A 25,427-nucleotide genomic window follows, 5' to 3' on the forward strand; every position below is an offset into this window, starting at 1 on the left:
GTTCCTTTACATCGTGAAGGGCAGCGGCTGCAGGCCGAACTCTTCGTCGAGGTCTTCGATCGATTCCAGCAGGCCCTGCAGGCCCGCGTTCAGGTTGGCCAGTCCGGCCACGTCCAGCTTGGCCAGCGCTTCCGGCAACAGGCCGCGCGCCGGCTTCGGGGCGGCATCCAGCAGGGCCAGTCCCGGTGCGGACAGTGCCAGTTTTACCACACGCGCATCATCGGAGTCGCGCGTCTTGACGACGTAGCCCTTCCGTACCAGCCCTTCGAGCAGGTTGCTGGTGGTGGTTTGCGCGATCGCCAGCCGCGCCGTGACCTGGCCCACGCGCAGGCCCGGCGTCTCGGCCAGCTCCTGCATGATCCACAGCTGCGCGCCATTCACGCCGCACTGCTTTTCGACCCACAGCGAGTGGCGCTGCGCCGCGCGGATCACGATGCGCAGCTTCTGCAGCGCCTCCAGGTGCGGCGACGGTCCGGCTGGCTGGCGGTCGGCTTTCTCGGTACTCCTCATGGCTTGCGCTTCTCCCTTGCTGCGTGGCATGAATATATTTTTAGGAATATAATTTCGGTTTCGTCCATCGGACTTCCGCCCCGCGGTCGGCATTCCAGGCATGTGACGGCTGGTATGCGGCCGCGCACGACAGCTCGTCAGCGGCCGTACAGGACGTTGGCAAGCAACGCGCGGGAGGCCCGAATGGTTTACTCGACCACACAGCGTCAACCGCACATTGCCGCCCGGATCGCCGGCGGCAGCGTACTGGCCGGCCGATGTGCGCAAGCCGGCAGGGCGTGCCCGGCGCGCCGCCGTTACAACGTAGTCCGTTACAAAGCAAAGAGCCGATGAAGGAGATCAGTCCCGCACTGCGCAGCTTCGTGTTGACGCTGCCATCCGTCCCGTTCCTGGAAGCGCTGTTGCTGCTGCACGGCGCGCCCGGCCAGATCTGGACCGCCGAAGCCATCGCGCAACGGCTGTACCTGCCCTCCGTCGCCCGGGCCGACGCCATCGTGACGGAACTGGCGGCGCGCGGCTTCTGTGCCTGCACGCCGGACGGGCAGCTGATCTACCAGCCCGCCGACGAGGCGCTGCACGCACTGATCGCCGAACTGTGCCGCGAGTACCAGCAGCGCCTGATCGAAATCACCAGGCTCGTGCACGGGTAGCCAGGCGCCGGTCCGCCACGATTACGTCAAGATATCGCCAGGGAAGCCCGGCGCGCACGCTATGTCGCGCAGTGCCGCCTTCAGCACCTTGCCGGTGGCGCCGGCGGGCAAGGCGGCCAGCACCACGACGTGCGCCGGCACCTTGTACGGTGCCAGCTGCCCGGCCAGCCAGCCGCGCAGCGTGCCGGCCAACGCGCCATCGGCCGCGCCGCGCGCTTCCACGAACGCGATCACCTGTTCGTCGCCGGCGGCGGCGGGGCGGCCCACCACCGCCGCCTGCGCCACGCGCGGGTGTTCGTTCAGCAGCGTTTCCACTTCCAGCGGGTACACGTTGAAGCCCGAGCGCACGATGACCTCTTTCGTGCGGCCGACGATGAACAGCGCGCCGCCGGCACCGTGGCGGACCACGTCGCCCGTGTTCAGCCAGCCATCGGGCCGCAGCACGGCGGCCGTCTGCGCGGCGTCGCGGTAGTAGCCCAGCATCACATTCGGCCCGCGTACCCACAGTTCGCCTTCGTCCTCCCCGTCGCCGCCGCCGATGCGCGTCTCCACGCCGGGGATCGGCTGCCCCACCGAGGTATCGCCGCGCGGCGCGTCCGGGCTGGTCTGGCAGATCGTCGGCGCGGTTTCCGTCATGCCGTAGCCGTTGTGCAGCGGCAGGCCGAACGCCGCTTCCACACGCGCCTTCAATGCCGGGGTGAGCGGGGAGCCGCCGGCGTAGAGGAAGCGCAGCGCCGGGGCCACCGGCGTGCCGGCCGCGTCGAGCAGGCGCGCGTACAGCGCCGGCACGCCCTGCAGGATGGTGATGCCGCCGCTGCGCAGCGCGCCCAGCAGGCCGTCCGGCGTGAAGCGGGGCAGCAGGTGCAGGCAGGCGCCCGCGTGCAGGGTGCCCAGCAGCACCGAGGCCAGGCCGTACACATGCGACAGCGGCAGCACGCCGCAGGCGCGGTCGCCCGGCACCAGGCGGCGCAGCGTGGCCGACATCTCCGCCACGTACAGCAGGCTGCGGTGCGACAGCATCACGCCCTTCGGCCGGCCGGTGGTACCGCTCGTGTACAGCAGCGCTGCGCACTGGCGGCCGCCATCGGCATGCACGGGTTCCGGGCGCGCCGCCTGGTTCAGCGGCCCGGCCAGCCAGTGGCCCACCGGCGCCGGTGCCGGCACCCGGAGCGCGCCATGCCGTGCGCCATGCGCCGCAGCGTCGGGCGAAACGCCGTCCGTGTAGAACGCCCGGCGCGCGCCGCAATGGCCCAGGACCTGGTCGACCTCGCGCGCCGCCAGCCGCGCGTTGAGGCAGACGATCCACGCATCGCACAACCCCGCGGCGAACACCAGGCAGATTTGCGCCAGTGAGTTCTCGCCGACCACCGCCACGCGGTCGCCGGGCCGTATGCCGAGCGCCCCCAGCTGCGCGGCCGTGTCCCGCACCGCCTGCCACAGCTCGCCGTAGCCGATGTCGCGGCCGCCCTCGTGCAGCGCCGGGGCGTGCGGTTGCCTCAGTGCTTGCGCGGCCAGCATGCCGGCCAGCCGCTCCGGCCGGGCAGCGGACGGTGTGGCCGGCGGGGTGGCTGGCAATATGGAAGTCGGTGGCGCGAACGTCATTGTCCTGAACAGGCGGGCAGGGGCGGGTGGCAGGGGCGGCAGTGTGCCGTCCGGGCACGCCGGTGTCAACCATGGCGCTGTCCGCGACAAAACCTTTTGGCACGGTTGTGGTCAAAAGCTTGCTTGCGCCCTTGTCTAAGACGGTTATGCTTAACCTTGTAACATGAATGAAGTAGACTTCAGTGCCTTCCATACAACGACAATTCCCCATGCCGCACACCCCCACGCCGCTGGGCAGTGACACCGAACCCGCCGTCAACCCCAGCCACCTGCGCTTCCCCGTCGTGGGGCTGGGTGCCTCGGCCGGCGGGCTGCAGGCCCTGTTGCGGTTTTTCGCGAGCGTGCAGCCAGGAAACGGCATGGCCTTCGTCGTGATCCTGCACCTGTCGCCCAGGCATGAAAGCTCGGCGGACAACGTGCTGCAACGGGCCACGTACATGCCCGTGATCCAGGTCACCGAGCGGGTGCGCATCGAGCCGGAGCACGTCTACGTGATCGCGCCGAACCAGCAACTGTCGATGGACGACGGCCACCTCGGTGTCTCCGAACTGGCGCGCACGCCCGGCCACCACGTGGCGATCGACGTGTTCTTCCGCACGCTGGCCATGGCCCACCGCGAGCTCGCCTTCGCCGTCGTATTGTCCGGCACGGGTTCCGATGGCGCGGTGGGCATCGAGCGGATCAAGGAGGAGGGCGGCGTGACGCTGGCGCAGGAGCCCACCGATGCGGAACACGACGGCATGCCGAGTGCGGCGATCGGCACCGGCATGATCGACTTCGTGCTGCCGGCCGGCGAGCTGGCCGCCAAGCTGGTGGAACTGTGGGAGAACGCCCGCCATATCCAGCTGCCGCCCCTCGGCGACGGCGAAGAGCCGATCGGCACCGTGGCGGAAGAAGACAAGGTCGACGACGAAGCCGCGCTGCAGAACGTGATCGCCATGCTGTGCGCACACACCGGCCACGATTTTCGCAACTACAAGCGCGCCACCGTGCTGCGCCGCATCGAGCGGCGCCTGCAGGTGAAAGGCGTGGCCACATTGCCCGAGTATGCCCAGCTGCTCGACCGCGAGCCGGGCGAGTTCAAGGCGCTGCTCAACGACATGCTGATCGGCGTGACCAATTTCTTCCGCGACCGGGAAAGCTTCGAGGTGCTCGAGCGCGAAGTGATTCCGGAACTGTTCCTCGGCAAGGTGCGCGGCGAACAGGTGCGCGTCTGGGTGGCCGCGTGCGCCACCGGCCAGGAAGCCTACTCGGTGGCCATGCTGCTGGCCGACCACGCGCTCCAGAAGGAGCGCCCGCCGGAAGTCCAGGTGTTCGCCTCCGACATCGACGAACATGCGATCTCGACCGCGCGCGCCGGTGTCTATCCGGCCTCGATCGTGATGGACGTGCCGCCGGCGCGCATGCGCCAGTTCTTCACGAAGGAAGACGACCGCTACCGCATCCGCAAGACGCTGCGCGACCGTATCCTGTTCGCCTCGCACAACCTGCTGCGCGACCCGCCGTTCTCCAAGCTGGACATGATTTCCTGCCGCAACCTGCTGATCTACCTGAACCGGGACGTGCAGCTGCGCGTGATGCAGATGTTCCATTCGGCGCTGCGGCCGGATGGCTTCCTGTTCCTCGGCTCATCCGAATCGGCCGACGCGGCGGCGGAATTTTTCGTTCCGTTTGATAAGAAGAACCGCATCTACCGGGCCCGTCCGCTTTCCCGCGCGGCGCGTTACGTGCCGGTGCTGTCGCACGCGCCGATCAGCCGGATGCCGGAACTGGCGCATGTCGCGAGCGGCGTACGGCGCCAGTTTTCCTATGCCGACGTGCACCAGCGCGCGCTGGCAAGGTTCGCGCCGCCCAGCCTGGTTGTAGACCGCGAAACCAATATCGTGCACATGTCCGATACCGCCGGGCGCTTCCTGCGCCATGTCGGCGGCGAACCATCGCGCAATGCGCTGGCGCTGGTCTTGCCGGAATTGCGGCTGGAGTTGCGCACGGCGCTATTCCAGGCCCAGCAGAGTAGCCAGAGCGTCGAGGGCCAGCGCGTGCCGGTCAGGCGCGACGACCAGGACTTCTATGTGAGCATCGCGGTGCGGCCGTTCAACGACGAGCTGGCCAACATGGATTTCATGCTGGTAGTGTTCGACGAGACGCGCATGGCCGGCGCCAGCGGCGCCGCCGCGCCCCTGGCACGGCACAAGGACCTGGTGCTGGAACAGCTGGAAGCGGAACTGCAGCGCAGCAAGGAAAAGCTCCAGGAAACCATCGAGCATGCCGAAGTCTCCAACGAGGAACTGCGCGCGTCGAACGAGGAGCTGCAGGCGATCAACGAGGAGCTGCGCTCGGCCACCGAGGAGCTGGAAACCTCGAAGGAAGAGCTGCAGTCCGTCAACGAGGAACTGATCACCGTCAACTACGAGCTGAAGGTGAAGGTCGAGGAAACCGGCAAGGCCAACGACGACCTGAACAACCTGATCGCCTCGACCGACATCGCCACCGTCTTCGTCGACCGGGCCATGCGCATCAAGCGCTTCACGCCGCGCACGGCGGACATCTTCTCGATCATCCCCACCGACATCGGCCGCTCGCTGCTCGACATCACCCACCGGCTCGACTACGACCAGCTGGCCGGCGACGTGCTGTCCACGTTCGAGACGCTGCGCCCGGTCGAGCGCGAAGTGCGCAGCAGCGATGGCCGCTACTACATCGTGCGCCTGCTGCCCTACCGCACCACCGAGGACAAGATCGAAGGCGCCGTGATGACGTTCTTCGACATCACCCGCCGCCGCGAGGCGGAGGAGCAGGTGCGTACCGGCGAGATGTGGATGCGGCTGGTGGCCGAAAGCACCGACGACTATGCCATCGTCACCACCGATGCCGAAGGCCGCGTCACCAGCTGGAACAAGGGCGCCGAGCGCACCTTCGGCTGGAGCGAGGAAGAAGCGGTGGGCGCCAGCCTGGACATGATCTTCACGCCGGAAGACGTGGCCGGCGGCGCGCCGGAAGACGAGCGCCGCCGCGCCACCGAGGAAGGCCGTGCCGAGGACGAGCGCTGGCACCTGCGCAAGGATGGCTCGCGTTTCTATTGTGCCGGCGTGACGACCCCGCTGCACAATGCCCAGTTCCGCGGCTTTGCCAAGATCGCCCGCGACCAGACGTCGCGCGCCCAGCAGGAGCGGCGCCGCGAAGCCGCGCTGTGGTCCGAGCAGGCCAGCCGCACCCAGGCCGAGACCGACAGCGCGCTGAAGGACGAGTTCCTGGCCGTGATGTCGCACGAGCTGCGCCATCCGCTGAACCTCATCTACATCAACGTGGAACTGCTGGCGCGCCTGCCGGCCGTGCGGCAATCGCCGCCGGCGCTGCGGGCCGCCTCGATCATCCGCAATTCCGTGGCCAGCCAGGCCAAGATCATCGAAGACCTGATGGACATGTCGCGTGTCAATACAGGCAAGCTGGCGCTGGCCTGCCGCGAGATCGACCTGGCCGATACCGCCACGCGGCTGGTCGAGGTGATGCGCGCCGATCCGGTGGTGGAGGGACTGACCCTGCGCGTGCTGCTGCCGGAAGATCCGCTGGTGGTGTCGGCCGACCCGGTGCGCATCGAGCAGGTCATGCTGAACTTGCTCAGCAACGCGGTGAAGTTCACGCCGGCCGGCGGCACCGTCACGCTGCGGCTGGTGCGCGAGGATGGCATGGCGCGGCTGGACGTGACCGATACCGGCGCCGGCATCCAGGCCGAACAACTGCCGGACGTATTCCGCATGTACCGCCAGGGCAGTTTGCAGGCGGTGCGCAGCAAGGCCGGACTGGGCATTGGCCTGGCCCTGGTGCGCCAGCTCGTCGAGCTGCATGGCGGGCAGGTGGCGGCCGCATCGGAAGGGCCCGGCAAGGGCAGCCGTTTCACTGTCTGGCTGCCGCTGGCCGGCCGGCAGGTCGCCGGCGACAACGACAGTACGCCGGGCCAGGCCAGTGCGCTGGCGGGGCGGCGCGTGCTGGTCCTCGACGATACCGACGACACGGCGGAAACCTTCCAGGCGCTGCTCGAACTGGAGGGCGCCGAGGTGTTCGTGACCACCAGCGGCCAGCGCGCGCTGGAACTGCTGCGCGAGCAGCGCGTGGACGTGGTGATTTCCGACCTGTCCATGCCCGACATGGATGGCTTCCAGTTCATCCAGGCGGTGCGCGCCCAGCCGGCGCTGCAAGGCCTGCCGGCGATCGCGCTGAGCGGCCTGGCCCGCGAGCAGGACATCCAGCGCGCCCGCGCCGCCGGCTTCTCCGATTTCATGACCAAGCCCGTCACGCTGGAATTGTTGAACGAACGGCTGCTTCGGCTGCTGCCGCGCGGGTAGCCGGGGCCATCACCTGGCGGTCAATGTGGGCCACCGCACTGACCGCACGGCACTCCTGCGGCACCCTTGACCGATGAACCAGCGCCCCATCTTCGCCGCGGACGACGCGGTCGTCGTCGGCGCCTCCACCGGGGGTGTCGCCGCATTACAGACCTTCGTGGCCGGCCTGCCGCCGAATTTTCCGGCGGCCGTGCTGATCGTCATGCATGTTGGAAACCACGACAGCATCCTGCCGTCCCTGCTGGCGCGCTCCGCGCGGCTGCCGATACGCCACGCGCGCGACGGCGACGTGCTCGAGCCCGGCCGTATCCTGGTCGCGCCGCCGGACTTCCACCTGGTCGTCACCCGCGATCGGGACAACGGCCGCACCGGGCATGTGCTGCTGTCGCGTGGCGCCCGCGAGAACCATGCGCGACCGGCCATCGACCCGCTGTTCCGCTCCGCCGCCGCGGCGTACGGGCCACGGGCCATCGGCGTGATCCTCACCGGCATGCTGGATGACGGCACCGCCGGCCTGCAGGCCATCAAGGCGTGCGGCGGCAAGGCCATCGTGCAGGTGCCCGAGGAAGCCCAGGCGCCGGACATGCCGGAAAGCGCGATCCGCAACGTGGCGGTGGACCGCGTGCTGCCGGTGGCCGACATCGGCGCCGCGCTGGAGCGCATGCTCGATGAAAACCTGGCCGCGGCCCGCGGCCAGCCACGCGAAGTACCCGAATGGGTCAACCTGGAAAACCGCTTGATGACGGAGACTGCCGACGTGGAAACCCTGTCACAGATTGGCGCGCCGTCGACATTCACCTGCCCGGAATGTCATGGTACGCTGTGGGAAATTCGCGGTACCACGCCAACGCGGTTCCGCTGCCATACAGGCCACGCGTTCACCGAACGCCACCTGTGCGCGGAGCAGGGCGAAGCCGTGGAGGCATCGCTGTGGTCGGCCGTGCGCGCGCTGTCCGAAAAGGAAAAGCTGCTGCGCCAGATGGCCGACAGTGCGATCAGCGCGGGCTATGCGGAAACGGCGGGGGATTACCTGGCACAAGCCGCTGCGGTGCAGCGGGACGGAGAAGTGCTGCGCCGGCTGCTGGTGTCCACCGAAGCGACTGAGCAGCCAGCATAGGGCAGCGAGGCCGGGCGCGGTGCCGTGCGCCGGCCCTGGGTGCGCTTGTGCGCGATGTTTCAAATTGCTCGGTAATTGTCCTACAAGGGCAGCCGTTGCGTTCCTATAGTTGCTGATTTTCTAAACGTTCATGATGTGCATGCCGGTGTCACGCGGTCTCGGCCGTCAGGGCACTGCACCCATAACCAATAGGAGCGAGTAATGTTTGCACATAACAAGCGTTTGCAATACACCGTACGGGTTAGCGAACCGAATCCTGGTTTGGCGAACCTGATGCTCGAACAATTCGGCGGCCCGCAGGGCGAGCTGGCCGCGGCCATGCGCTACTTCACGCAAGCCGTCGCCGAGGACGATCCAGGCCGCAAGGACATGCTGTTCGACATCGCCACCGAAGAGCTCAGCCACCTCGAAGTGATCGGCAACATCGTCTGCATGCTGAACAAGGGCGCCAAGGGCCGCCTGTCCGAGGCGGTCGACGAGGAAGGCGAGATGTATCGCCGCATCACCGGTGCCGGCAACGACAGCCACATCACCCAGGTCCTGTATGGCGCGGGCGCCCCGCTGACCAACTCGGCCGGCGTGCCATGGACGGCGGCGTATATCGACTCGATCAGCGAACCGACCGCCGACCTGCGCTCGAACATCGCCGCCGAGGCGCGCGCCAAGATCGTCTACGAACGCCTGATCGCGCTGACGCCCGACCCGGGCGTGCGTGAAGCGCTGGGCTTCCTGATGACGCGCGAGATCGCCCACCAGAAGTCGTTCGAGAAGGCCCTGTACGCCATCCAGCCGAATTTCCCGCCGGGGAAAACCGCTGGCCGGCCAGAATTCGCCTCGGTCTACTACAACATGTCGCAAGGCGGCCCGGAACTCAACGGCCCATGGAACAGCGGCGAAAAATGGCAGGTGGTGTCCGACCGCGACCAGCAGATGGGCGTGGACGGTGGCGGCGGCGAAGCCAGCGTCACGCTGGACTCCGACGATGCCGCGCTGCTGAACCAGATGGCGATGCGCACGATGTCCGACCCGAGCGCCGATCCGCTGACCGGCGCCGAGCTGGGCATGACGGCCGACCCGGGCTCGATCGACTCGGCTTCCGCCGCCGGCGGCAAGATTCCGCCGACGCCGGACGGTTCCGTGCCGCACGCCAAGCCCGACGGCCTGACGAGGCACTGACATGCCGCTGGCGCGCGTCTTCCCCGTCTGGCGCTATGCGCTCGGTGCCGCAATCTGCCTCGGCGGAGCGCTGGCACTGCTGCATGAAATCGTCAGCGGCGTGCAGGCGTTCGACGCCAGCGTGCACGGTGCACTCATGGGCGGCGCCACCGCCGCCCTGGCGACGGCACTGGGCACCTTGCCCGTGCTGCTGTCGCAGAATTTCTCGCAACGCACCTACGACGGCTTCCTGGGCTTCGGCGCCGGCGTGATGCTGGCCGCCACGGCGTTTTCGCTGGTGATCCCGGCGATCGCGGCAGCCAAGGGGCAGGGCGCCGGTGCGTTCGAAGCAAGCGCGATCGCCGGCGGCGGCATCCTGCTGGGCATGGGCCTGGTGTTGCTGCTCGATAGCCTGGTGCGCGAACAAACCATCCTCGAAGGCGTGGACACGGCGCGCAGCGATTCGCTCAAGCGCGCCTGGCTGTTCGTGGCCGCGGTGGCGATCCACAATTTGCCGGAAGGGCTCGCCATCGGCGTGGCCTACGCCGGGGCCGACGTGGCGAAGGCGCACAGCCTGGCCACCGGCATCTCGATCCAGGATGTCCCGGAAGGCCTGGTGGTGGCCCTGGCGCTGCGCACGGTCGGCTATGGCCGGCTGTTCTCGTGCGCGCTGGGCATCGCTTCCGGGCTCATCGAACCGGTGGCCGCCGTGGGCGGCGCCGTGCTGATCGAATATGCGCAATGGATGTTGCCGTGGGGCCTGGCGCTGGCCGCCGGCGCGATGCTGTTCGTCATCTGCCACGACGTGATTCCCGAGGCGCACCGCCATGGCCATGCGAAGAGTGCATCGTGCTCGGTGGTGGCCGGGTTCATCCTGATGATGGTGCTGGATACGGCGCTGGCCTAGGCGCGTTGGCATAGACGCATCGCCGGGGCGAAGAAAACGCCGCGTCCGGTGCGCAACATCGTCACGTTTATTTACCCCAAGTGCAAATGCCGGGGTCAGAGAGGAGTACTGGCCTGCAGGCCAGTACCGCTACGCCGGCAAGGAGCGATGCTCCTTGAAACCCCGGCTACGCCCCGCCGGGTCTGACCCCAGCCCTTCGCCGTTGGGGTGAGTGCATGCGCTTTCAATGTGCCGGATAAAGCTTGCCTGCATTACCGTCCAGCACAGCGAGCTAAATCAGAGCGCGCCGATCACACCTTGGCTTCCATCCCCGGCATCGCCGAACGGGTGAGGAACGCGTTGGTCGTGCCCGGCAGGTGGTCGAGCACCCACTTGGCCATCGCCACTTCCTGGGCCAGGATCTGCTGGCACACGTCGCGTGTTTCGAAGTCGCCGGCCTGCTCGGCGGCCGTGATCAGCACCGTGTAGCTGGCGATCTCCATGTTCTCGAAGACATAGCTCTGCAGGGAGTTCTTCACCACTTCATCCGCGACCGCCATGCCCATCGCGGCCTGGCCGAATGCCATCATCTTCATCGACAGGTCCTTCAGGGCGGACGGGCTGCCGCCCAGCCGCGCGATGCAGCCTTCCAGCTGCGCCTTCTGCCATTCCGTTTCCTCCAGGTGCTGCAGCACGCGCGCCTTCAGCGTGCCATAGTGCACCAGCCTGTCGGCCTGCGCCTTCAACATCGTTTCGGCCTGCTGTTCCATCGCATGCGCATCGCGCAGCCAGTCGAGCAGGTGCTCGCGGGGTTCCTTGGTTGCCATGTCGTTCTCCCGGTGGTGGGTTGATCGGTGGTTCGGTTGATCGGTGGTCTGAAGCGGCGCACGTGCGCCGGCCAGCGCATGATGGCGGCAGGCGCGCCCGATCGGTATAGGAACGGAACGCCGGCGCGTGTAGGAAAAGACAGAGGGGCAGACCACGACGGCAGGTGAGGGCGGTTGTTCAGTGCGACAGGCCAGGGCGCCAGGAAAGGAGCCAAGCCGGGGCGGCAGGCCAGGGCGGCCTGTCAGGACAGCAAGCCTGGGCGGTAGTTCAGGCCACGCGGTCGAGCAGCCGGATCACTTCGGCTTCCTCGATCTGGGGGAACACTTCGTAGTGCCGGCTCACCGACACGAAATTGAAGGGCGTAGCCAGCACGGTGACGTCGTCGCACAGCGGCGCGATCAGTGCCACCGCTTCGGCGGACGCCACCGGTACGCAGGCATGCAGCCGGCGCGGCCCGCGCTCGCGCAGCACGCGCAGTGCGGCCGCCATGGTCGACCCGGTGGCCAGGCCATCGTCGATGACGAGCACGACGCGGTCGCGCACGTCCGCCGACGGGCCATAGGCGGCGCGCCGGCGCTGCATCAGCGCTACCTGGATGCGCACCTGCGCATCGACCCAGTCCATGCCGGTGCGGGTGCGATGGAAATAGGGCGCCAGCTCCACGGTGCCGTGTTCGTCCACGGCACCGACGGCCAGTTCGGAATCGAATGCGGAGGCGATCTTGCGCACCATCATCACGTCGAGTTCGCCTTCGATGCGGTCCGCGACGATGCGGCCCATCGGCACGGCGCCACGGGGAATGGCCAGGACCAGCGGCTTGCAGCCGCGCCAGCGCAGCACGCGCTCGGCCAGCAACTGGGCGGCCTGGGCGCGATCGCGGAAAGGGAGTCTTACCGGGTCATCCGTATCGTCCATGGCGCGGCCTCGCGGAGGTCAGGGCTGGTTGCGGCGTGCATTGCAGCATAGCGCGATCCGGCGCGGGCGCGCGCCACGCAGGCGCTTCGGCCTGATCCCACGCCGCGACGAGTCAAATACCTACAACGCGTCGGCCGGCCCGTGCCAGAATCTGCCTTCATGAGGGGGAGGAAAGCATGACGACTGCATCACTGATCACACCGTTCAAGCCGGGCGACCGGGTGCTGGTGGCCAGCGCCGACCATGCGATGGCCGAGGCGCTGGCGCGCACGTTCGGCACCGCCGGGTTCTCCGTGCGCATCGCTTTCGATGGCGTGGCCGCGCTCGACAAGGCGCGCGCCTTCTTTCCCACCGCGGCGGTGCTGGGCCTGGACTTGCGCTACCTGGACGGCTTCCAGCTGGCGCGGGCATTGCGCACGATCCCCGGCTGCGCGCGGATGCGCGTGCTGGCATTGCTGCCCCCCACGATCGCGCTGCTGGACCGGCACCGCTGTTTCGATTACGTACTGCGCACCCCGCGCACGGCGCACGGCGGGCGGCCCATGTGGGTGGTCGATACCGACAGCCTCGGCATCCGGCCCACGCTGTTCACGTGACCCGGGCAACGTTACACGCCGCATTGAAAGCGCACGCATTCACCCCAACAGCGAAGGGCTGGGGTCAGACTGAGATGTCCCGGGTTACGTAGACGCTTCAATTAAGCATCTGATGCTGTTTTTCGATTTCGATCGGGCTGCGGTACCCCAGCGTTTGATGGGGCCGCCGCAGATTGTAGTACAGCTCGATGTAGTCGGATATTTGAGTGATCGCTTCGGCCCGTGTCGTAAAGATGATGTGGCGGGTTTTTTCGTTCTTCACTGTGGAGAAAAAGCTCTCCGCCACAGCGTTGTCATGACAGTTTCCACGTCGGCTCATACTTGGGATTAAGTCGTTCGTCTCGAGCACGTTCCGATACTCCTTTGAGCCATAAACTGAGCCTTGATCGGTATGGCATATTAGTCCTGGTGCCGGCCGGCGCTGCACGATCGCCATCTGGAGCGCGGCAATCGGCAGCGTTGCATCTTGACGAGGGCTCATGGCCCAGCCAACGATCCGGCGAGCAAACAGGTCAAGAACAATGGCCAAATGTAGCCAGCCTTCGCGGGTGTGGATGGTAGTGATGTCACTGACCCATGCCTTGTTCGGTAAGGGCACGGTGAAAACTCGGTCGAGCAAGTTCGGTGCCGGTGGCTCTGTGTGCTGATGGGCACGCATGACGCGAAACTTTGCCTTGCGCAGTGCCTCAATGCCCTCAAGTTTGCGTAATCGCGCAACGCGATGCTTGCCACACTCTACGCCATCGCTGTTCAGTTGGTGCCACGTCTTCACCGCTCCCAAAGCCTGGTGACTCGATTCGTGCAGGCACCGAATTTTCTCACGTAGTGAGAGATCCTCCTGGCTACGTCGGCTAGGTGGCCGGCAGCGCCAGGCATAAAAGCCGCTGCGACTAATCTCCAGCACGCGGCACAGCGCTTTCACAGGGAAGTGATTGCGGAGTTCTTCAATGGCGGCGTACTTCACTGCTTCTGTCGCTTCAAGTACGCGTCGAACTTTTTTAGGATGGCCAGCTCCTCCTGGGCGCGAGCCAACTGACGCTTTAATTGCACGATCTCACTTTCTTCGCTCGCCGGCTTACGCCCTCGCGAACTGAAGCTGGCCTCCGGCCCCTTTTGCTCTAGGGCCTTGGCCCATTTATAGAGCTGATTGCGCCTGACGCCCAGCTCCAGTGCCAGCGCTTCCGCCGTCTGTTTGCCATCGTTAAGACGAGCAACAGCGGCAAGCTTGAATTGTTTGGTGTAAACAGAACGATGCTGCCGTTCGGCGGCAGCATCTTCAGATGGGGATTTTTCTGGCTTGGTTGTCATGGATTCCTCTGAGACGTATTGTCTCTTGTTTAGGATGTCCACGAAACCCGGTACACCTCAGACCCGATGGGGCGTAGCCGGGGTCTCAAGGGGCATCGCTCCTTGCCGGCGTAGCGGTGCTGGCCTACCAGCCAGTACTCCACCCTGACCCCGGAATTTGCACTTGGGGTTGGCTTAACTCAACGACATCCAGCCCAGCCCGGCGAACGCCCCCGTGACACACGGGCATTTGGTGGTGCCGCGCCGGATCACACGCTGGCGGGATGCGGCCGCGCGCCGTGGCCGGCCAGCGCATCGGCGATCCGGCTCAGCAATTCGCTTTCCTTGTAGGGTTTCGGCAGCACCGGGAAGGCCGGGCTGCGCGCATCCGGCAACTGTTCCATGTAGCCGGTGGCCAGCAGGATCGGCAGGCCGGGCCGGCGCCGGCGCACTTCCTCGGCCAGCTGCAGCCCCGTCATCCCGCCAGGCATGATCACGTCGGAGAACAGCAGGCCGAAGTCGCCGTGCTCGCCGTGTTCGTTTCCATCCTGCCCGGCCAGCAGCCGGAGCGCCTCTTCGCCGCTGGCGGCGGTCAGCACCGCATAGCCGTGTGCTTCCAGCATGGTCCGGCCCAGCTCGCGCACGTCGTCGTTGTCTTCCACCAGCAGGATCCTGGCCTTGCCGCCGGCATTGCCGGTATGGCGGTCCGGGGCGGCGGCCGGGGCCACCTGGGGCTGGTCGGCCACGGGGAAGATCATGCGCACCGTGGTGCCCACGCCGGGCTTGCTCTCGATATCCAGGCGGCCGTGCGACTGCTGCACGAAGCCGTGCACCATTGCCAGGCCGAGCCCGGTGCCCGGACCCTTGGTCGTGAAGAAGGGTTCGGTGGCGCGGCGCAGCACGTCCGGCGTCATGCCGCTGCCCTGGTCGACCACGCAGATCACCACGTACTGGCCCGGTGCCAGGTGGTGCACGGCCAGCCGCCGGGCGTCGGCCAGCACGGAGGTGCCCACCGTGACGATCCCGCCGCCGCGCATCGCGTCGCGCGCGTTGATCAGCACGTTCAGCAGCGCCATCTCGAGGTGGGTGGGATCGAGCACGCACGGCGGCAGGCCGGGGCGCAGGTCCAGCTGGAGCTGCACTTCCTGGCCCAGCGTGCGCACCAGCATCTCGGAAAACTCCAGCACCAGCGCATTCAGGTTGATGCGGCGCGGCTCGAGCCGCTGCTTGCGGGCGAAGGTCAGCAACTGCTGCGTCAGCGCGCCGCCCTTCATCGCGGCGCGCTGCGCGCGGCCGATCGCCTGCAGCGCCTGCGGCTTGGCGTCGATCATGCGCTGCGCCAGTTCGAGATTGCCGTTGACGACCTGCAGCAGGTTGTTGAAGTCGTGCGCCAGGCCGGCCGTCAACTGGCCGATCGCTTCCATCTTCTGCGCCTGCAGGTAGGACTGTTCATGGATGCGCCGCTGCGTGATATCCATCTGCGACGCGAAGAAGTACAGCAGCTTGCCGGCCTTGTCGAAGATCGGGCCGATGAACAGCGCGTTCCAGAACGGCGTGCCGTCGGCCTTGTAGTTCAGGATGTCGACGGCCACGGCGCGCTGCTCGGCCAGCGCCTCGCGCACCTCGGCCACCGTGCGGGGATCCGTGTCGGGACCCTGCAGCAGGCGGCAATTGCGGCCCAGTACCTGGTTTTCCTGGTACTGGGTCAGGTCGAGGAAGGCGCCGTTGACGAACACGATGGGATCATCCGGCTGGTTGGGATCGGTGATCAGCATCGGCATCCGCGTCATCTCGACCGCGGCGAAGAAGATGTTGCCGCGGTTGTCCAGGTCCGCGTTTTCCAGGTAGGTGGCCTGCCAGTGCCGCACGCCCGGGTTGCCGAGCGTCGATACCGCGTTGCCTTCCAGTTCGCCGCAGGCGAGTTTGCCGATGACCTGTCCATCGGCCTGCTGTTCGGTCGGTACGCTGGCGTCATCCTTTTGCCGTCCGATCGTCATGGTTGCTCCTCCCCGAGCCGTGGTTGCCGGCGCTGTTCCCGGCGTTGTTGCCAAATTGATCCAGTGTGCGGCCCATGCTAAGGGGCGCGCGGCCCGTTTGCTGTTCGTGCGCGCACATAGCGCGCACCGCCAGCCGTGCCGCGCCCGCCAGCGCTTTTGCCTACAATGTCGGCAACGGAGGACACGATGAACGAAACCCGCAACGACATCGGCAACACGGCCGGAAACAAGGCTGCTGACCCGGCTGCCGGCCCGGCTGCCAACGGCACGGGCGAGCATGGCGGCTACGAGGTGGCCACGATCATGGGCGCGCTGTACGGCGACGGCTTCACGGCGCTGAAGGGAGCGTTTTCACGCGAGTGGGTGCAGCGCCTGCGCGAAGACATCGACATGCTGTTCGCCGAGGCGCAGCGGCAGCCCGGCGGCGCGCTGCCGCGCGGGCCGAACCGCTTCTACGTCGAGATCCACCCCGAGCGGCTGCGCGGCTTTGTCGACATCGTCACGCATCCGTGGGTGGCGGCGGTCTGCGAGGCGATCCTGGGGCCGGACTACAAGGTGGTGGAGGCCGGCTTCGACGTGCCCGGGCCGGGCGCGCTGCACCAGCCGTGGCACCGCGATTTCCCCACGCCCGAGGCAACGCTGGTGGGGCGCCGGCTGAACTCGCTGGCCTTCAACATCACCACGGTCGATGTGACGGAAGACATGGGCCCGTTCGAGATCGCCCCCGGCACGCAGTGGGACGACCTGGCCGGCGGCCACCCGATGTTCCCGGCGCAGGAGCTGTGGCCCCGCTACCAGGCGCGCGCCCAGCGCAAGCTGGCACAGATGGGCGACATCTCGGCCCGTTCGGCGCTGACGATACACCGCGGTACCGCCAACCATTCCGACAAGTCGCGCCCCGTGTTCGTGCTCGGCGTGGATGCGCCGGACGGCACCAACGCCGACAAGCACGACCTGCAAGTCACGCGCGGCTACTGGGACGGCCTGCCGGAACAGGTGCGGCGCCACCTGTCGTGCCGCGTCGTCGACCGGCTCGAGCCGATCGTGCAGGAACATGCGATCGAGGGCTTGCTGAAGGGTGTCGACGAGCCGTCGATGGGCGGCTCGATGGGCGGCTAGGCGGGCGCCTGAAGGGCAGCGCCGGCGCGCAGTTGCGCCACCAGCTCGGGCAGTTGCGCCATCGACGCGAACACGTGCGCGGCACCGGCTTCGCGCAGCAGCCGTGCCTGGTCCGGCGGGCTGTGCTCGCCGCCGCCAAAGCCCAGCACGGTCGCGCCGGCGGCCACCGCCGCGTGCACGCCGGTCACGCTGTCCTCGATGACGATGCAGCGCCCGGGCGATACGCCCATGCCGCCTGCCGCGGCCAGGTACACGGCCGGGTCCGGCTTCGGGCGCCCGGCGATATCGGCCGTATAAATTCCCCCCGTGAACAGCTCCGCCAGGCCGGTCCGCGCCAGCAAGCCCTGCACGCGCACGTGGCGGCTGTTGCTGGCCACCGCCTTCGCCAGCGGGATCGCCGCATAGGCTTCGCGCACGCCGGGGATGGGCTGCGCCTTGCGGTCGCATTCGCCCTCCACCGTCGAGCGCATCACGGCCAGGTCCGGCACGGTGGGTTCCGGCAGGTGCAGTTCGGCGCACACGCCGAGCACCAGCGCTTCCAGCTTCAGGCCGAGGCGGGGGCGGATCAGCGCCGCCAGCGCGGCGCGGTCGGCATGCAGCGGTGCCAGGTAGTCGACCAGCGCTTGCAGGGCCACGGCTTCGCTGTCGATCAGCACGCCGTCGCAATCGGAAATCAGGTGGGTGAGGGATTCGGTAGACGTCATGCCCGGTTCGCGTCGAAAGAGATCGGGCGATCATGCCACAACGGCACGAATTGAACAGGCGTAACGGACTCTCCCGGATGGGAGGGGCAGGGGAGGCCAGACGGCAATGCTGCTTAGTTAAGCCCACCCCAAGTGCAAATTCCGGGGTCAGGAAGGAATGCCGGCATGCATGCCGGCATCGTTCCGCAGGCGCGAAGCATGCTTCGCGAAACCCCTGCTGCACCCCGGCGGTATCTGACCCCAGCCCTTCGCTGTTGGGGTGAATGCATGCGCTTTCAATGTTTTGAGTAATGCATAACTTACCGGCATTCTGGTCAGGCGCGGATGTCGATCAGCGTGCCGAGGCGCTCGTCGGCTGCCTGGATCAGCTTGGCGGACAGCTCGAAGCCGGCTTTGTAGACCAGCGAATTGACGATCGACGCCGCCGGGTCCGTGCCGGACGGCGCGCCGCCGACGTTTTCGACGGCCGACAGGTCGCGCGCCGCGATCGACAGCGTGACGCCGGTACCGGCCGGGCGCGCCTCGTTGAAGGTGGCTCCCTGCGGGACGAAGTGGTCGGTGTTCATGTTGGCGGTGTTATGCGCCGCCACACCCAGTGCCTTGCCATTGGCTTGCAGTCCCGTCAAGCCGATGCCCAGTGCCGAAATAGTCACGCGGTATTCCTTCTGAAGAACTGCCAGTTTACTGAAATCGTTCCCGGTTCGCCCGCACAATGCGGCGCGGCGGCCTGCCGGTGTCGTAAAAGCGGAACGGCTGTGAACAGCGCGGCAACGAGTTGGCGAATCGGCCATGGCGGTCCATCGCAATGGTACTGGCCGTCGTCCGTGGGCGTTCTGGAAAGCAACACTTGAAGCCTGCTGGATGCTTAAAAATTGCTGAGATTAATCTTTTTGGATTGCAATACATGACGATTGACACCAGAATCGGGTTATTGCCTAACGCCAATTTCCCCGAGAGTTCGCCGTGTCCGCCCTGTCCCGCCTTCGCCAGTTTGCCGCCGTCCTGTCGACCGCCATGCTGTCCTGTGCCGCCATCGCGCCCGCCGCCGGCGCGCAGGCGCTGCCGCTCGATGCCCGGCTGAACGAGCAGATCGTGATGGTGCCCGCCGGTCCGCGGATGAACGTCAAGCTCGAGACCACGCTGTACAAGCCATCCGGCCCCGGTCCGTTTCCCCTGCTGATCATCAATCATGGCAAGTCGCCGGGCGACCCGCGCGCCCAGCCGCGCGACCGCTTCGTCTACATGGCCACCCAATTCGTGCGCCGCGGCTATGCGGTGATGGTGCCGATGCGCACCGGCTTCGCGCACTCCGGCGGCACCTATTCGGACTTCGGCTGCAACATGAAGGCGAACGGCTACCAGCAGGCCGGCGATATCGCCGATGTGGTCGCCTATGCACGCGAGCAGGGCTATGTCGACCCGGAGCGCATCGTGATCGCCGGCCAGTCGTACGGCGGGCTGGCCAGCATCGCGCTGTCCACGCAGAACCTGCCGGGCGTGCGCGGCATCATGAACTTCGCCGGCGGCCTGAAGGTGCACGGCGGCAGCTGCGACTGGCAGCAGTCGCTGGTGGGCGCCTTCGCCGAGTTCGGCCGAAAGAACCGCATCGAAACGCTGTGGATGTATGGCGCCAACGACAGCTACTTCAATCCGGCGCTGGTGAACCGGATGTACGACGCGTTTTCGGCCAACGGCGGCAAGGTGCAGCTGGTGTCGTACGGCCCGTTCAAGCACGATGCCCACACGATGCTGGGCAGCCGCGATGGCCAGCAGGTGTGGCTGCCGGAGGTGGAGCGCTTCCTGCGCCAGGTGGGCATGCCGACCGACCAGGTGTATGCGGTGGCCGAACCGGCGCCGCAGCCGCGCACCAATTTCGCCGCGCTCGAGGACGTCGCCGCCGTGCCGTTCCTCCCCGAGAACGGCCGCCGCCAGTACAAGGCCTTCCTGACCAAGCAGACGCCGCGCGCCTTCGCCGTCTCGCCATCCGGCGCCTGGGGCTGGGCCGAGGAAGGCGAAATGCCCAACGAACGCGCCCTGGCCGCCTGCCAGGCCGCCAGCCGCGAACCGTGCAAGCTGTACTCGGTGGACGACTATGTGGTCTGGGGCGATGTCACCGAGCAGCCGAAGGATACGATGACGGGCCAGACGGATTGATGTAGCGGCTGAGCCCGTGTCATGGTGGTGACGCAGGGGTTTCGCGGAGCGTGCTCCGTGCCTGCGGAACGGTGCTGCCTTGCAAGGCAGAACTCCTTCCTGACACGCTGACACGGACTCAGGCATGGACTACGGCAGAGCCCGTGTCAGGGTGCCTGACACGCTGACACGAACTCAAGCATGGACTGCGGCAGAGGCTGTGTCATGGTGTCAGGCACGCTGACACGAGCTGTACCGTCGCGCCAGCGGTGCGCGGAGGCTTGGTACGCTGCTGCTACCATGGCAACATGTGTGGACGTTTCGATCAAAACGATATCGCGCGGCGCTACGTGGCCGCCTTTGGCTGGGCCGACGCGGTCTATGACAGCGCGGCCCGGCCGACCTTCAACGCGGCGCCCGGCACCTATCGCCCGGTGCTGCACCTGGTGGACGGCAAGCTGCATGTCGACGATCTCCACTGGGGCTACCGCGCCTCGTGGGCGGCGGACAAGCTGCCCGTCAGCGTCAACGCGCGCCTCGAGAAACTCACCAACAACTACTGGGGCCGGCTCCTGAAGAACGGCCGCGCCGTGGTGCCCGCGAGTGGCTGGTATGAGTGGACCGGCGCGAAGGGCAAGCGCCAGCCCTGGCACATCCACCGCAAGGACCGCGAACCGCTGTTCATGCTGGCGCTGGCCGACTTTCGCCCGCTTCGCGACGACAACCCGGAAAACAAGGCCGAATCCGGCTTCGTGCTGGTGACGGCCGATGCCGAAGGCGGCATGGTCGACGTGCACGACCGCCGTCCGGTGGTGCTGAACGCGGCGGACGCGGCCACCTGGCTCGATCCGGACCTGCCGCGCGAGCAGGCCGAAATGCTGGCGCGGCAGATGGCGCTGGGGCCGGAAGCGTTCGAGTGGCACCGGGTCAGCACCGAGGTCAATTACGCGGGGCGCGACGGCGAACACCTGGTGGTGCCGCTGCCGGACGACGACGCAACCGACGAGGACAAGGCATGAGCGGCAAGGCCCGGCCGGGGTATGTCACGGTGCGCGGCGCGCGCGAACACAATCTCAAGAACGTGGACCTGGACGTCCCGCGCGACGCCCTCGTCGTGTTCACGGGCGTCTCCGGGTCCGGCAAATCGTCGCTGGCCTTCGGCACGCTGTATGCCGAGGCGCAGCGCCGCTACCTGGAATCGGTATCGCCGTATGCGCGCCGGCTGTTCCACCAGATGCCGGTGCCGCAGGTGGACGAGATCGACGGCCTGCCGCCCGCGGTGGCCCTGCAGCAGCAGCGCGGCACGCCGACCACCCGCTCGTCGGTCGGCAGCGTGACCACGCTGTCCAATTCCCTGCGCATGCTGTACTCGCGCGCCGGCGACTATCCGCCCGGCCAGGAATTGCTGTACGCCGAATCGTTCTCGCCCAATACCCCGGAAGGCGCCTGCCCGCAATGCCACGGCCTGGGCCGCGTGTACGAAGCCACCGAAGCGTCGATGGTGCCGGACGATACGCTGACGATCCGCGAGCGCGCCGTGGCCGCGTGGCCCACCGCGTGGCATGGCCAGAACCTGCGCGACATCCTCGTCACGCTGGGCTACGACGTCGACACGCCGTGGCGCGAGCTGCCGAAGAAAACCCGCGACTGGATCCTCTTCACGGACGAGCAGCCCACCGTGCCCGTGTATGCTGGCCTGACGCCGGAAGAGACGAAGCGCGCACTGAAGCGCAAGGAAACGCCGAGCTACCAGGGCACGTTTACCGGCGCGCGCAAGTACGTGCTGCAAACCTTCGCCACCACGGAAAGCGCGTCGATGAAGAAGCGCGTGGCGCGCTACATGGTCAGCACCGAGTGCCCCGCATGCCGCGGGCGGCGGCTGCGGCCGGAGGCGCTGTCCGTCACGTTCGCCGGCCACGACATCATGGAACTGGCGCGGCTGCCGCTGCAGCGGCTGGCCCGCACCATGGCGCCCTATGCCGCGGGCACCGCGAAGGTCAGCGCGAAGCAGCGCGCCGAGCATCCGGAGAAATTGATCGTCACGCAGCGCATCGCCCAGGACGTGATGGCGCGCCTGGACGTGCTGCTGGACCTGGGGCTGGGCTACCTGGCGCTGGACCGCGGCACGCCCACGCTGTCGCCCGGCGAGCTGCAGCGGCTGCGGCTGGCCACGCAGGTGCGCTCGAACCTGTTCGGCGTGGTCTACGTGCTGGACGAGCCGTCCGCCGGCCTGCACCCGGCCGATACGGTGGCCCTGCTGCGCGCGCTCGACCGGCTGAAGGCGGGCGGCAATTCGCTGTTCGTCGTCGAGCATGCGCTGGACGTGATCCGGCATGCCGACTGGCTGGTCGACGTCGGCCCCGCGGCGGGCGAAGGCGGCGGGGAAGTACTGTACAGCGGCGCGCCGGAGGGATTGAAGGCCGTGACGGCATCGCAGACCCGGCGCTACCTGTTCCCGGAAGAAGCACCGCCCGCCCGCGCGCCGCGCCCGCCGCAGGGCTGGCTGAAACTGGCCGGGGTCACGCGCAACAACCTGCACCGGCTGTCGTGCGAATTCCCGCTCGGCGTGCTGACGACCGTGACGGGGGTGTCCGGCTCCGGCAAGTCGAGCCTTGTCAGCCAGGTGCTGGTCGAACTGGTGGCGCGCGCGCTGGGCCACGAGCCGGAGGCCGCGCCGGAGGAGGGCGACGAGCTGGAACAGCAGGCCCCGGAAACGCTGGAAGGGCACATCACCGCCGGCCTGGAAGGCATACGCCGGCTGGTGCGGGTCGACCAGAAGCCGATCGGGCGCACGCCCCGCTCGAACCTGGCCACCTACACCGGCCTGTTCGACCACGTGCGCAAGCTGTTCGCCGCGACGAAGACGGCGAAATCGCGCCGCTACGATGCCGGCCGCTTCTCGTTCAACGTGGCCAAGGGGCGCTGCGCCAATTGCGAGGGCGAGGGCTTCGTGATGGTCGAGCTGCTGTTCCTGCCCAGCGTGTACGCGCCTTGCCCGGTCTGCGGCGGCGCGCGCTACAACGCGAAAACGCTGGAAGTGACGTACCGCGAGCGCAACGTGGCCGAGGTGCTGGCGATGACGGTCGACGCGGCGTGGGACTTCTTTGCCGACGAACCGCCGCTGCGCCGTGCACTGGAAGTGCTGCGCGATGTCGGCCTTGGCTACCTGCGGCTGGGCCAGCCCGCCACCGAACTGTCCGGCGGCGAGGCGCAGCGCATCAAGCTGGCCACCGAGCTGCAGCGCGCGGCGCGCGGCAGCATGCTGTACATCCTCGACGAACCGACGACGGGCCTGCACCCGGCGGACGTGGAACGGCTGGTGGCGCAGTTGCAGAAGCTGGTCGATGCCGGCAACACCGTCATCGCCGTGGAACACGACATGCGCGTGGTGGCGGCCAGCGACTGGGTGATCGACATCGGCCCCGGGGCCGGCGAGGAAGGCGGCCGCATCGTCGCCGCGGGGCCGCCGTCAACAGTGGCGACGATTGCCGACAGCCGCACGGCACCCTACCTGAAACGTTTCCTGGCGAGGCGTCACAGCCAGCCGTGAACCATGGCGTAGGCGGCCACCGCCAGTGCCGCGCTGCTCCACACCATCGGCTGCACGGCGCCGCGCAGGCTGTGCGCCACCACGGCGCTGGGCCGGTGGAGCCACAGCAGCGCCACCACCGCCAGCAGGTTCTGCGCCGCCACGACCAGATTCAGCAGCACGGCCGCCGCCAGGCACCAGGCCACCGTGTCGGCGCGGCGATGACCGTCGTCCAGCGCCAGTTCGCCGCCGGCCAGCGCCAGCACGGCGCCATGGGCCACGCCCAGCACGAGGCCATACAGGCTGACGTTCACGAAACGCGGCAGGAAATAATGGGCGCGGCATTGCGGCACCAGTGCCAGCGCATGCAGCGCGATCGCCAGGACCACGCCGAAGCGCAGCGCTCCCGCGAGCTGGGTAAGCAGCGTGACATTCATCGTGGTACTCCCGTTACCCCGGAGTGTGCCGGCTGGCTGCGCTGGCGGACTGTGCTGGCGGACTGACCTTGCTGCTCCTGCTTGCTGAACATGCTCGTTGCTTTGTGCTCGTTGCTTTGTGCTCGTTGCTGTGCTTGTTGCTGTACTTGTGGCTGTGCTTGTTGCTGTGCTTGTTGTATCTACTCGTTGCCCCGCTTGTTACTCGCTTGTTGCCCGTGCTTTTATTCCGCTCCCCTCGCTGGTTCAGTCGACGCTTCCCGCTCGCTCGTCGCCGGGCGCCGGCGCGGCACGCGCTTCTCGAACATAGCGGCGTTCGGAGAGGATCGGCGCACGATAGCGGCCGATCGCGTTGCAAGGGTGAGCACGTTTGATCGAGATCATGCCGCGAGCGCGAGGCACACGTAGCCTTGTCATTCGCGCCGCCACTGGTGGTGTGAAACGTCCGTTGTATCGTCAATAGTATCGTCAATAGTATCGGCAATTGTATCGTCAACAGCATCGTCAATAGTATCGGCAACACGCTGGCCAGGCACGTCGGTAATCACATCGGTAGTCACATCGGTAATCACATCGGTAATCACATCGACAGTCGCATCGGCAACCGCCTGGCCAATCGCATCGTGAATGACACCGCGAGTCACATCGCGAGTTGCGTCGTCGATCGCATCGTGAATCGTATCGTGAGGCGCAGCGGCATTCACGTCATCCATTTCATGCAGTGGTTTGACACTGCATTCATCCGACAAGAGGCAACCATGTTCCCTTTTTCTCAAAGCATCACACCCGCGGCGAAGAGCCACGTGCAGGCCCAGGTCGCGTTCTTCAACGACATGTCCCGTTCGCTGTTCCAGATGGCCCAGCAGGTCAATGAAGTGCACCTCCGGCTGGCCCAGACCTGGCTGGAAGACCTGGCCACCACCAGCCAGGCGGTGATCACGGCAGGCAAGCCCACCGAAGTGTTCACCGTCACGGCTTCGCGCGCCCAGCCGGTCGCCGACCGGTTCCGGGCTTACCAGCAGCAACTGTCGAAGATCGCGGCGGATGGCCAGACCACGCTGATCCGCGTCGCCGGCGACCATGCCGACGAAACGGCGCGCGCGGCCCGCGAGTTTACCGATGAAGTCACGCGCGTGACGTCCGAGGAAACCGAACGCACGCTGCGCCAGCAGCACGACACGATGCGCCAGCTGGCCAACCCGCTGGACAGCATGGTCGACAGCGCCACCCGCCAGGCCCGTGCCGCGATGGGGAACGGCCTGGACATGGCCAGCCAGGCTGCCCAGGCGGCCCAGGCCGCCGCGCGCGCAGCATCAGGGCAGTCGCGCAAGGAAGGGCAGCCGTCGTAGTGGCTTGGCGCAATCGCTGAGCACTCGTGTGCCCGGCGGTGCGGCATGCCGCACCGCCGTTTCAGTCCGCCTGCTTCAGTTTGCCGGCTTCAGTTTGCCGGCTTCCATCCGAGAGCGCGAATCTGCCGGCTTCAATCCGCCAGCTTCAACCGCCGGCTTCAATCCGCCAGCTTCAATCCGCCAACTCCAATCCGCCAGCCTCAAACTGCGCACTTCAGGCTGCCCACGTCAAGCCGCCGCATCGAGCTGTTCCCACGTCGGGCGCCTCGGCCC

At 67.2% G+C, this 25,427-nt stretch carries 22 protein-coding genes; 11 read left to right on the top strand and 11 right to left on the bottom strand.

Translation table 11 applies throughout. The annotated features are described in order from the left end of the window. Positions 1–6 precede the first annotated feature (6 nt). Positions 7–510 (bottom strand): MarR family winged helix-turn-helix transcriptional regulator, encoded by a 504-nt coding sequence (locus EYF70_RS09060; RefSeq protein WP_131145105.1) that lies wholly within the window; start codon positions 508–510, stop codon positions 7–9. Between the two features lie 329 nt (positions 511–839). Between EYF70_RS09060 and EYF70_RS09065 the strand changes: the two genes are divergently transcribed. Then, positions 840–1,160 carry a hypothetical protein gene (locus EYF70_RS09065; RefSeq protein ID WP_131145106.1) on the top strand — a complete coding sequence of 107 codons (321 nt, stop codon included), beginning with the start codon at positions 840–842 and terminating at the stop codon, positions 1,158–1,160. Between the two features lie 21 nt (positions 1,161–1,181). On the opposite strand, the gene EYF70_RS09070 is transcribed toward EYF70_RS09065, so the two are convergent. Continuing rightward, entirely contained in the window at positions 1,182–2,762 is a 1,581-nt protein-coding gene (locus EYF70_RS09070; protein WP_131145107.1) for a class I adenylate-forming enzyme family protein, read from the bottom strand. Between the two features lie 209 nt (positions 2,763–2,971). On the opposite strand from EYF70_RS09070, the gene EYF70_RS09075 reads away from it, so the two are divergent. The 4 genes from EYF70_RS09075 to EYF70_RS09090 all read left to right on the top strand — a co-directional run bounded on the left by EYF70_RS09075 (position 2,972) and on the right by EYF70_RS09090 (position 10,284). Next, entirely contained in the window at positions 2,972–7,105 is a 4,134-nt protein-coding gene (locus EYF70_RS09075; RefSeq protein WP_131145108.1) for a CheR family methyltransferase, read from the top strand. Between the two features lie 73 nt (positions 7,106–7,178). Next, positions 7,179–8,222: a chemotaxis protein CheB gene (locus EYF70_RS09080; protein ID WP_131145109.1), complete on the top strand. Its 1,044-nt coding sequence runs from the start codon at positions 7,179–7,181 to the stop codon at positions 8,220–8,222. A 201-nt stretch (positions 8,223–8,423) separates the two neighbouring features. Then, positions 8,424–9,398, top strand: a complete 975-nt coding sequence (locus EYF70_RS09085) for a manganese catalase family protein (RefSeq protein ID WP_131145110.1) — start codon at positions 8,424–8,426, stop codon at positions 9,396–9,398. A 1-nt stretch (position 9,399) separates the two neighbouring features. Continuing rightward, positions 9,400–10,284: a ZIP family metal transporter gene (locus EYF70_RS09090; RefSeq protein WP_131145111.1), complete on the top strand. Its 885-nt coding sequence runs from the start codon at positions 9,400–9,402 to the stop codon at positions 10,282–10,284. Between the two features lie 290 nt (positions 10,285–10,574). On the opposite strand, the gene EYF70_RS09095 is transcribed toward EYF70_RS09090, so the two are convergent. Both EYF70_RS09095 and EYF70_RS09100 read right to left on the bottom strand, forming a co-directional pair. Next, entirely contained in the window at positions 10,575–11,090 is a 516-nt protein-coding gene (locus EYF70_RS09095; protein WP_131145112.1) for a ferritin-like domain-containing protein, read from the bottom strand. A gap of 268 nt (positions 11,091–11,358) precedes the next feature. Further along, positions 11,359–12,006, bottom strand: a complete 648-nt coding sequence (locus tag EYF70_RS09100; RefSeq protein ID WP_131145113.1) for a phosphoribosyltransferase — start codon at positions 12,004–12,006, stop codon at positions 11,359–11,361. A 176-nt stretch (positions 12,007–12,182) separates the two neighbouring features. Between EYF70_RS09100 and EYF70_RS09105 the strand changes: the two genes are divergently transcribed. Next, positions 12,183–12,602, top strand: coding sequence for a PleD family two-component system response regulator (locus tag EYF70_RS09105; RefSeq protein ID WP_131145114.1), 420 nt, complete (start codon positions 12,183–12,185; stop codon positions 12,600–12,602). Positions 12,603–12,699: 97 nt separating this feature from the next. Here EYF70_RS09105 and EYF70_RS09110 read toward each other — a convergent pair whose 3' ends face one another. The 3 genes from EYF70_RS09110 to EYF70_RS09120 all read right to left on the bottom strand — a co-directional run bounded on the left by EYF70_RS09110 (position 12,700) and on the right by EYF70_RS09120 (position 15,886). Next, positions 12,700–13,566, bottom strand: a complete 867-nt coding sequence (locus tag EYF70_RS09110; protein WP_165497552.1) for an IS3 family transposase — start codon at positions 13,564–13,566, stop codon at positions 12,700–12,702. Further along, the gene (locus EYF70_RS09115) at positions 13,563–13,910 is read right to left on the bottom strand and encodes a transposase (protein ID WP_131143854.1); all 348 of its coding nucleotides are present in this window, start codon (positions 13,908–13,910) and stop codon (positions 13,563–13,565) included. The genes EYF70_RS09110 and EYF70_RS09115 overlap by 4 nt, the downstream gene beginning before the upstream one ends. 248 nt (positions 13,911–14,158) lie before the next feature. Beyond that, positions 14,159–15,886: a histidine kinase famiy protein gene (locus EYF70_RS09120; RefSeq protein WP_131145115.1), complete on the bottom strand. Its 1,728-nt coding sequence runs from the start codon at positions 15,884–15,886 to the stop codon at positions 14,159–14,161. Between the two features lie 186 nt (positions 15,887–16,072). Here EYF70_RS09120 and EYF70_RS09125 point away from each other — a divergent pair, with 186 nt between their 5' ends. After that, the gene (locus EYF70_RS09125; protein ID WP_174800393.1) at positions 16,073–17,005 is read left to right on the top strand and encodes a phytanoyl-CoA dioxygenase family protein; all 933 of its coding nucleotides are present in this window, start codon (positions 16,073–16,075) and stop codon (positions 17,003–17,005) included. Here the strand turns inward: EYF70_RS09125 and EYF70_RS09130 are convergent. After that, positions 17,002–17,709 carry an HAD-IA family hydrolase gene (locus EYF70_RS09130; RefSeq protein ID WP_131145116.1) on the bottom strand — a complete coding sequence of 236 codons (708 nt, stop codon included), beginning with the start codon at positions 17,707–17,709 and terminating at the stop codon, positions 17,002–17,004. The genes EYF70_RS09125 and EYF70_RS09130 overlap by 4 nt on opposite strands. 314 nt (positions 17,710–18,023) lie before the next feature. Then, positions 18,024–18,362, bottom strand: coding sequence for a flagellar basal body rod C-terminal domain-containing protein (locus tag EYF70_RS09135; protein WP_229420776.1), 339 nt, complete (start codon positions 18,360–18,362; stop codon positions 18,024–18,026). A gap of 310 nt (positions 18,363–18,672) precedes the next feature. On the opposite strand from EYF70_RS09135, the gene EYF70_RS09140 reads away from it, so the two are divergent. From EYF70_RS09140 to EYF70_RS09150, 3 genes are all read left to right on the top strand, one after another. Further along, positions 18,673–19,863 (top strand): dienelactone hydrolase family protein, encoded by a 1,191-nt coding sequence (locus EYF70_RS09140; RefSeq protein ID WP_229420777.1) that lies wholly within the window; start codon positions 18,673–18,675, stop codon positions 19,861–19,863. Positions 19,864–20,150: 287 nt separating this feature from the next. Then, positions 20,151–20,861, top strand: a complete 711-nt coding sequence (locus EYF70_RS09145) for an SOS response-associated peptidase (protein ID WP_131145117.1) — start codon at positions 20,151–20,153, stop codon at positions 20,859–20,861. Then, entirely contained in the window at positions 20,858–23,392 is a 2,535-nt protein-coding gene (locus EYF70_RS09150) for an excinuclease ABC subunit UvrA (protein WP_131145118.1), read from the top strand. Before EYF70_RS09145 ends, EYF70_RS09150 begins: the two co-directional genes overlap by 4 nt. Here the strand turns inward: EYF70_RS09150 and EYF70_RS09155 are convergent. Together EYF70_RS09155 and EYF70_RS09160 are read right to left on the bottom strand one after the other, a co-directional pair. Next, positions 23,377–23,808 carry a hypothetical protein gene (locus EYF70_RS09155; protein ID WP_131145119.1) on the bottom strand — a complete coding sequence of 144 codons (432 nt, stop codon included), beginning with the start codon at positions 23,806–23,808 and terminating at the stop codon, positions 23,377–23,379. The two genes, EYF70_RS09150 and EYF70_RS09155, sit on opposite strands and share 16 nt — an antisense overlap. A 410-nt stretch (positions 23,809–24,218) precedes the next feature. Next, complete coding sequence (locus EYF70_RS09160; RefSeq protein ID WP_131145120.1) at positions 24,219–24,518, bottom strand: hypothetical protein; 300 nt, start codon at positions 24,516–24,518, stop codon at positions 24,219–24,221. A 45-nt stretch (positions 24,519–24,563) separates the two neighbouring features. On the opposite strand from EYF70_RS09160, the gene EYF70_RS09165 reads away from it, so the two are divergent. Then, the gene (locus EYF70_RS09165) at positions 24,564–25,154 is read left to right on the top strand and encodes a phasin family protein (protein WP_131145121.1); all 591 of its coding nucleotides are present in this window, start codon (positions 24,564–24,566) and stop codon (positions 25,152–25,154) included. Positions 25,155–25,427: the final 273 nt, after the last annotated feature.

The organism is Pseudoduganella albidiflava, assembly GCF_004322755.1.
Classification (GTDB): domain Bacteria; phylum Pseudomonadota; class Gammaproteobacteria; order Burkholderiales; family Burkholderiaceae_D; genus Rugamonas; species Rugamonas albidiflava.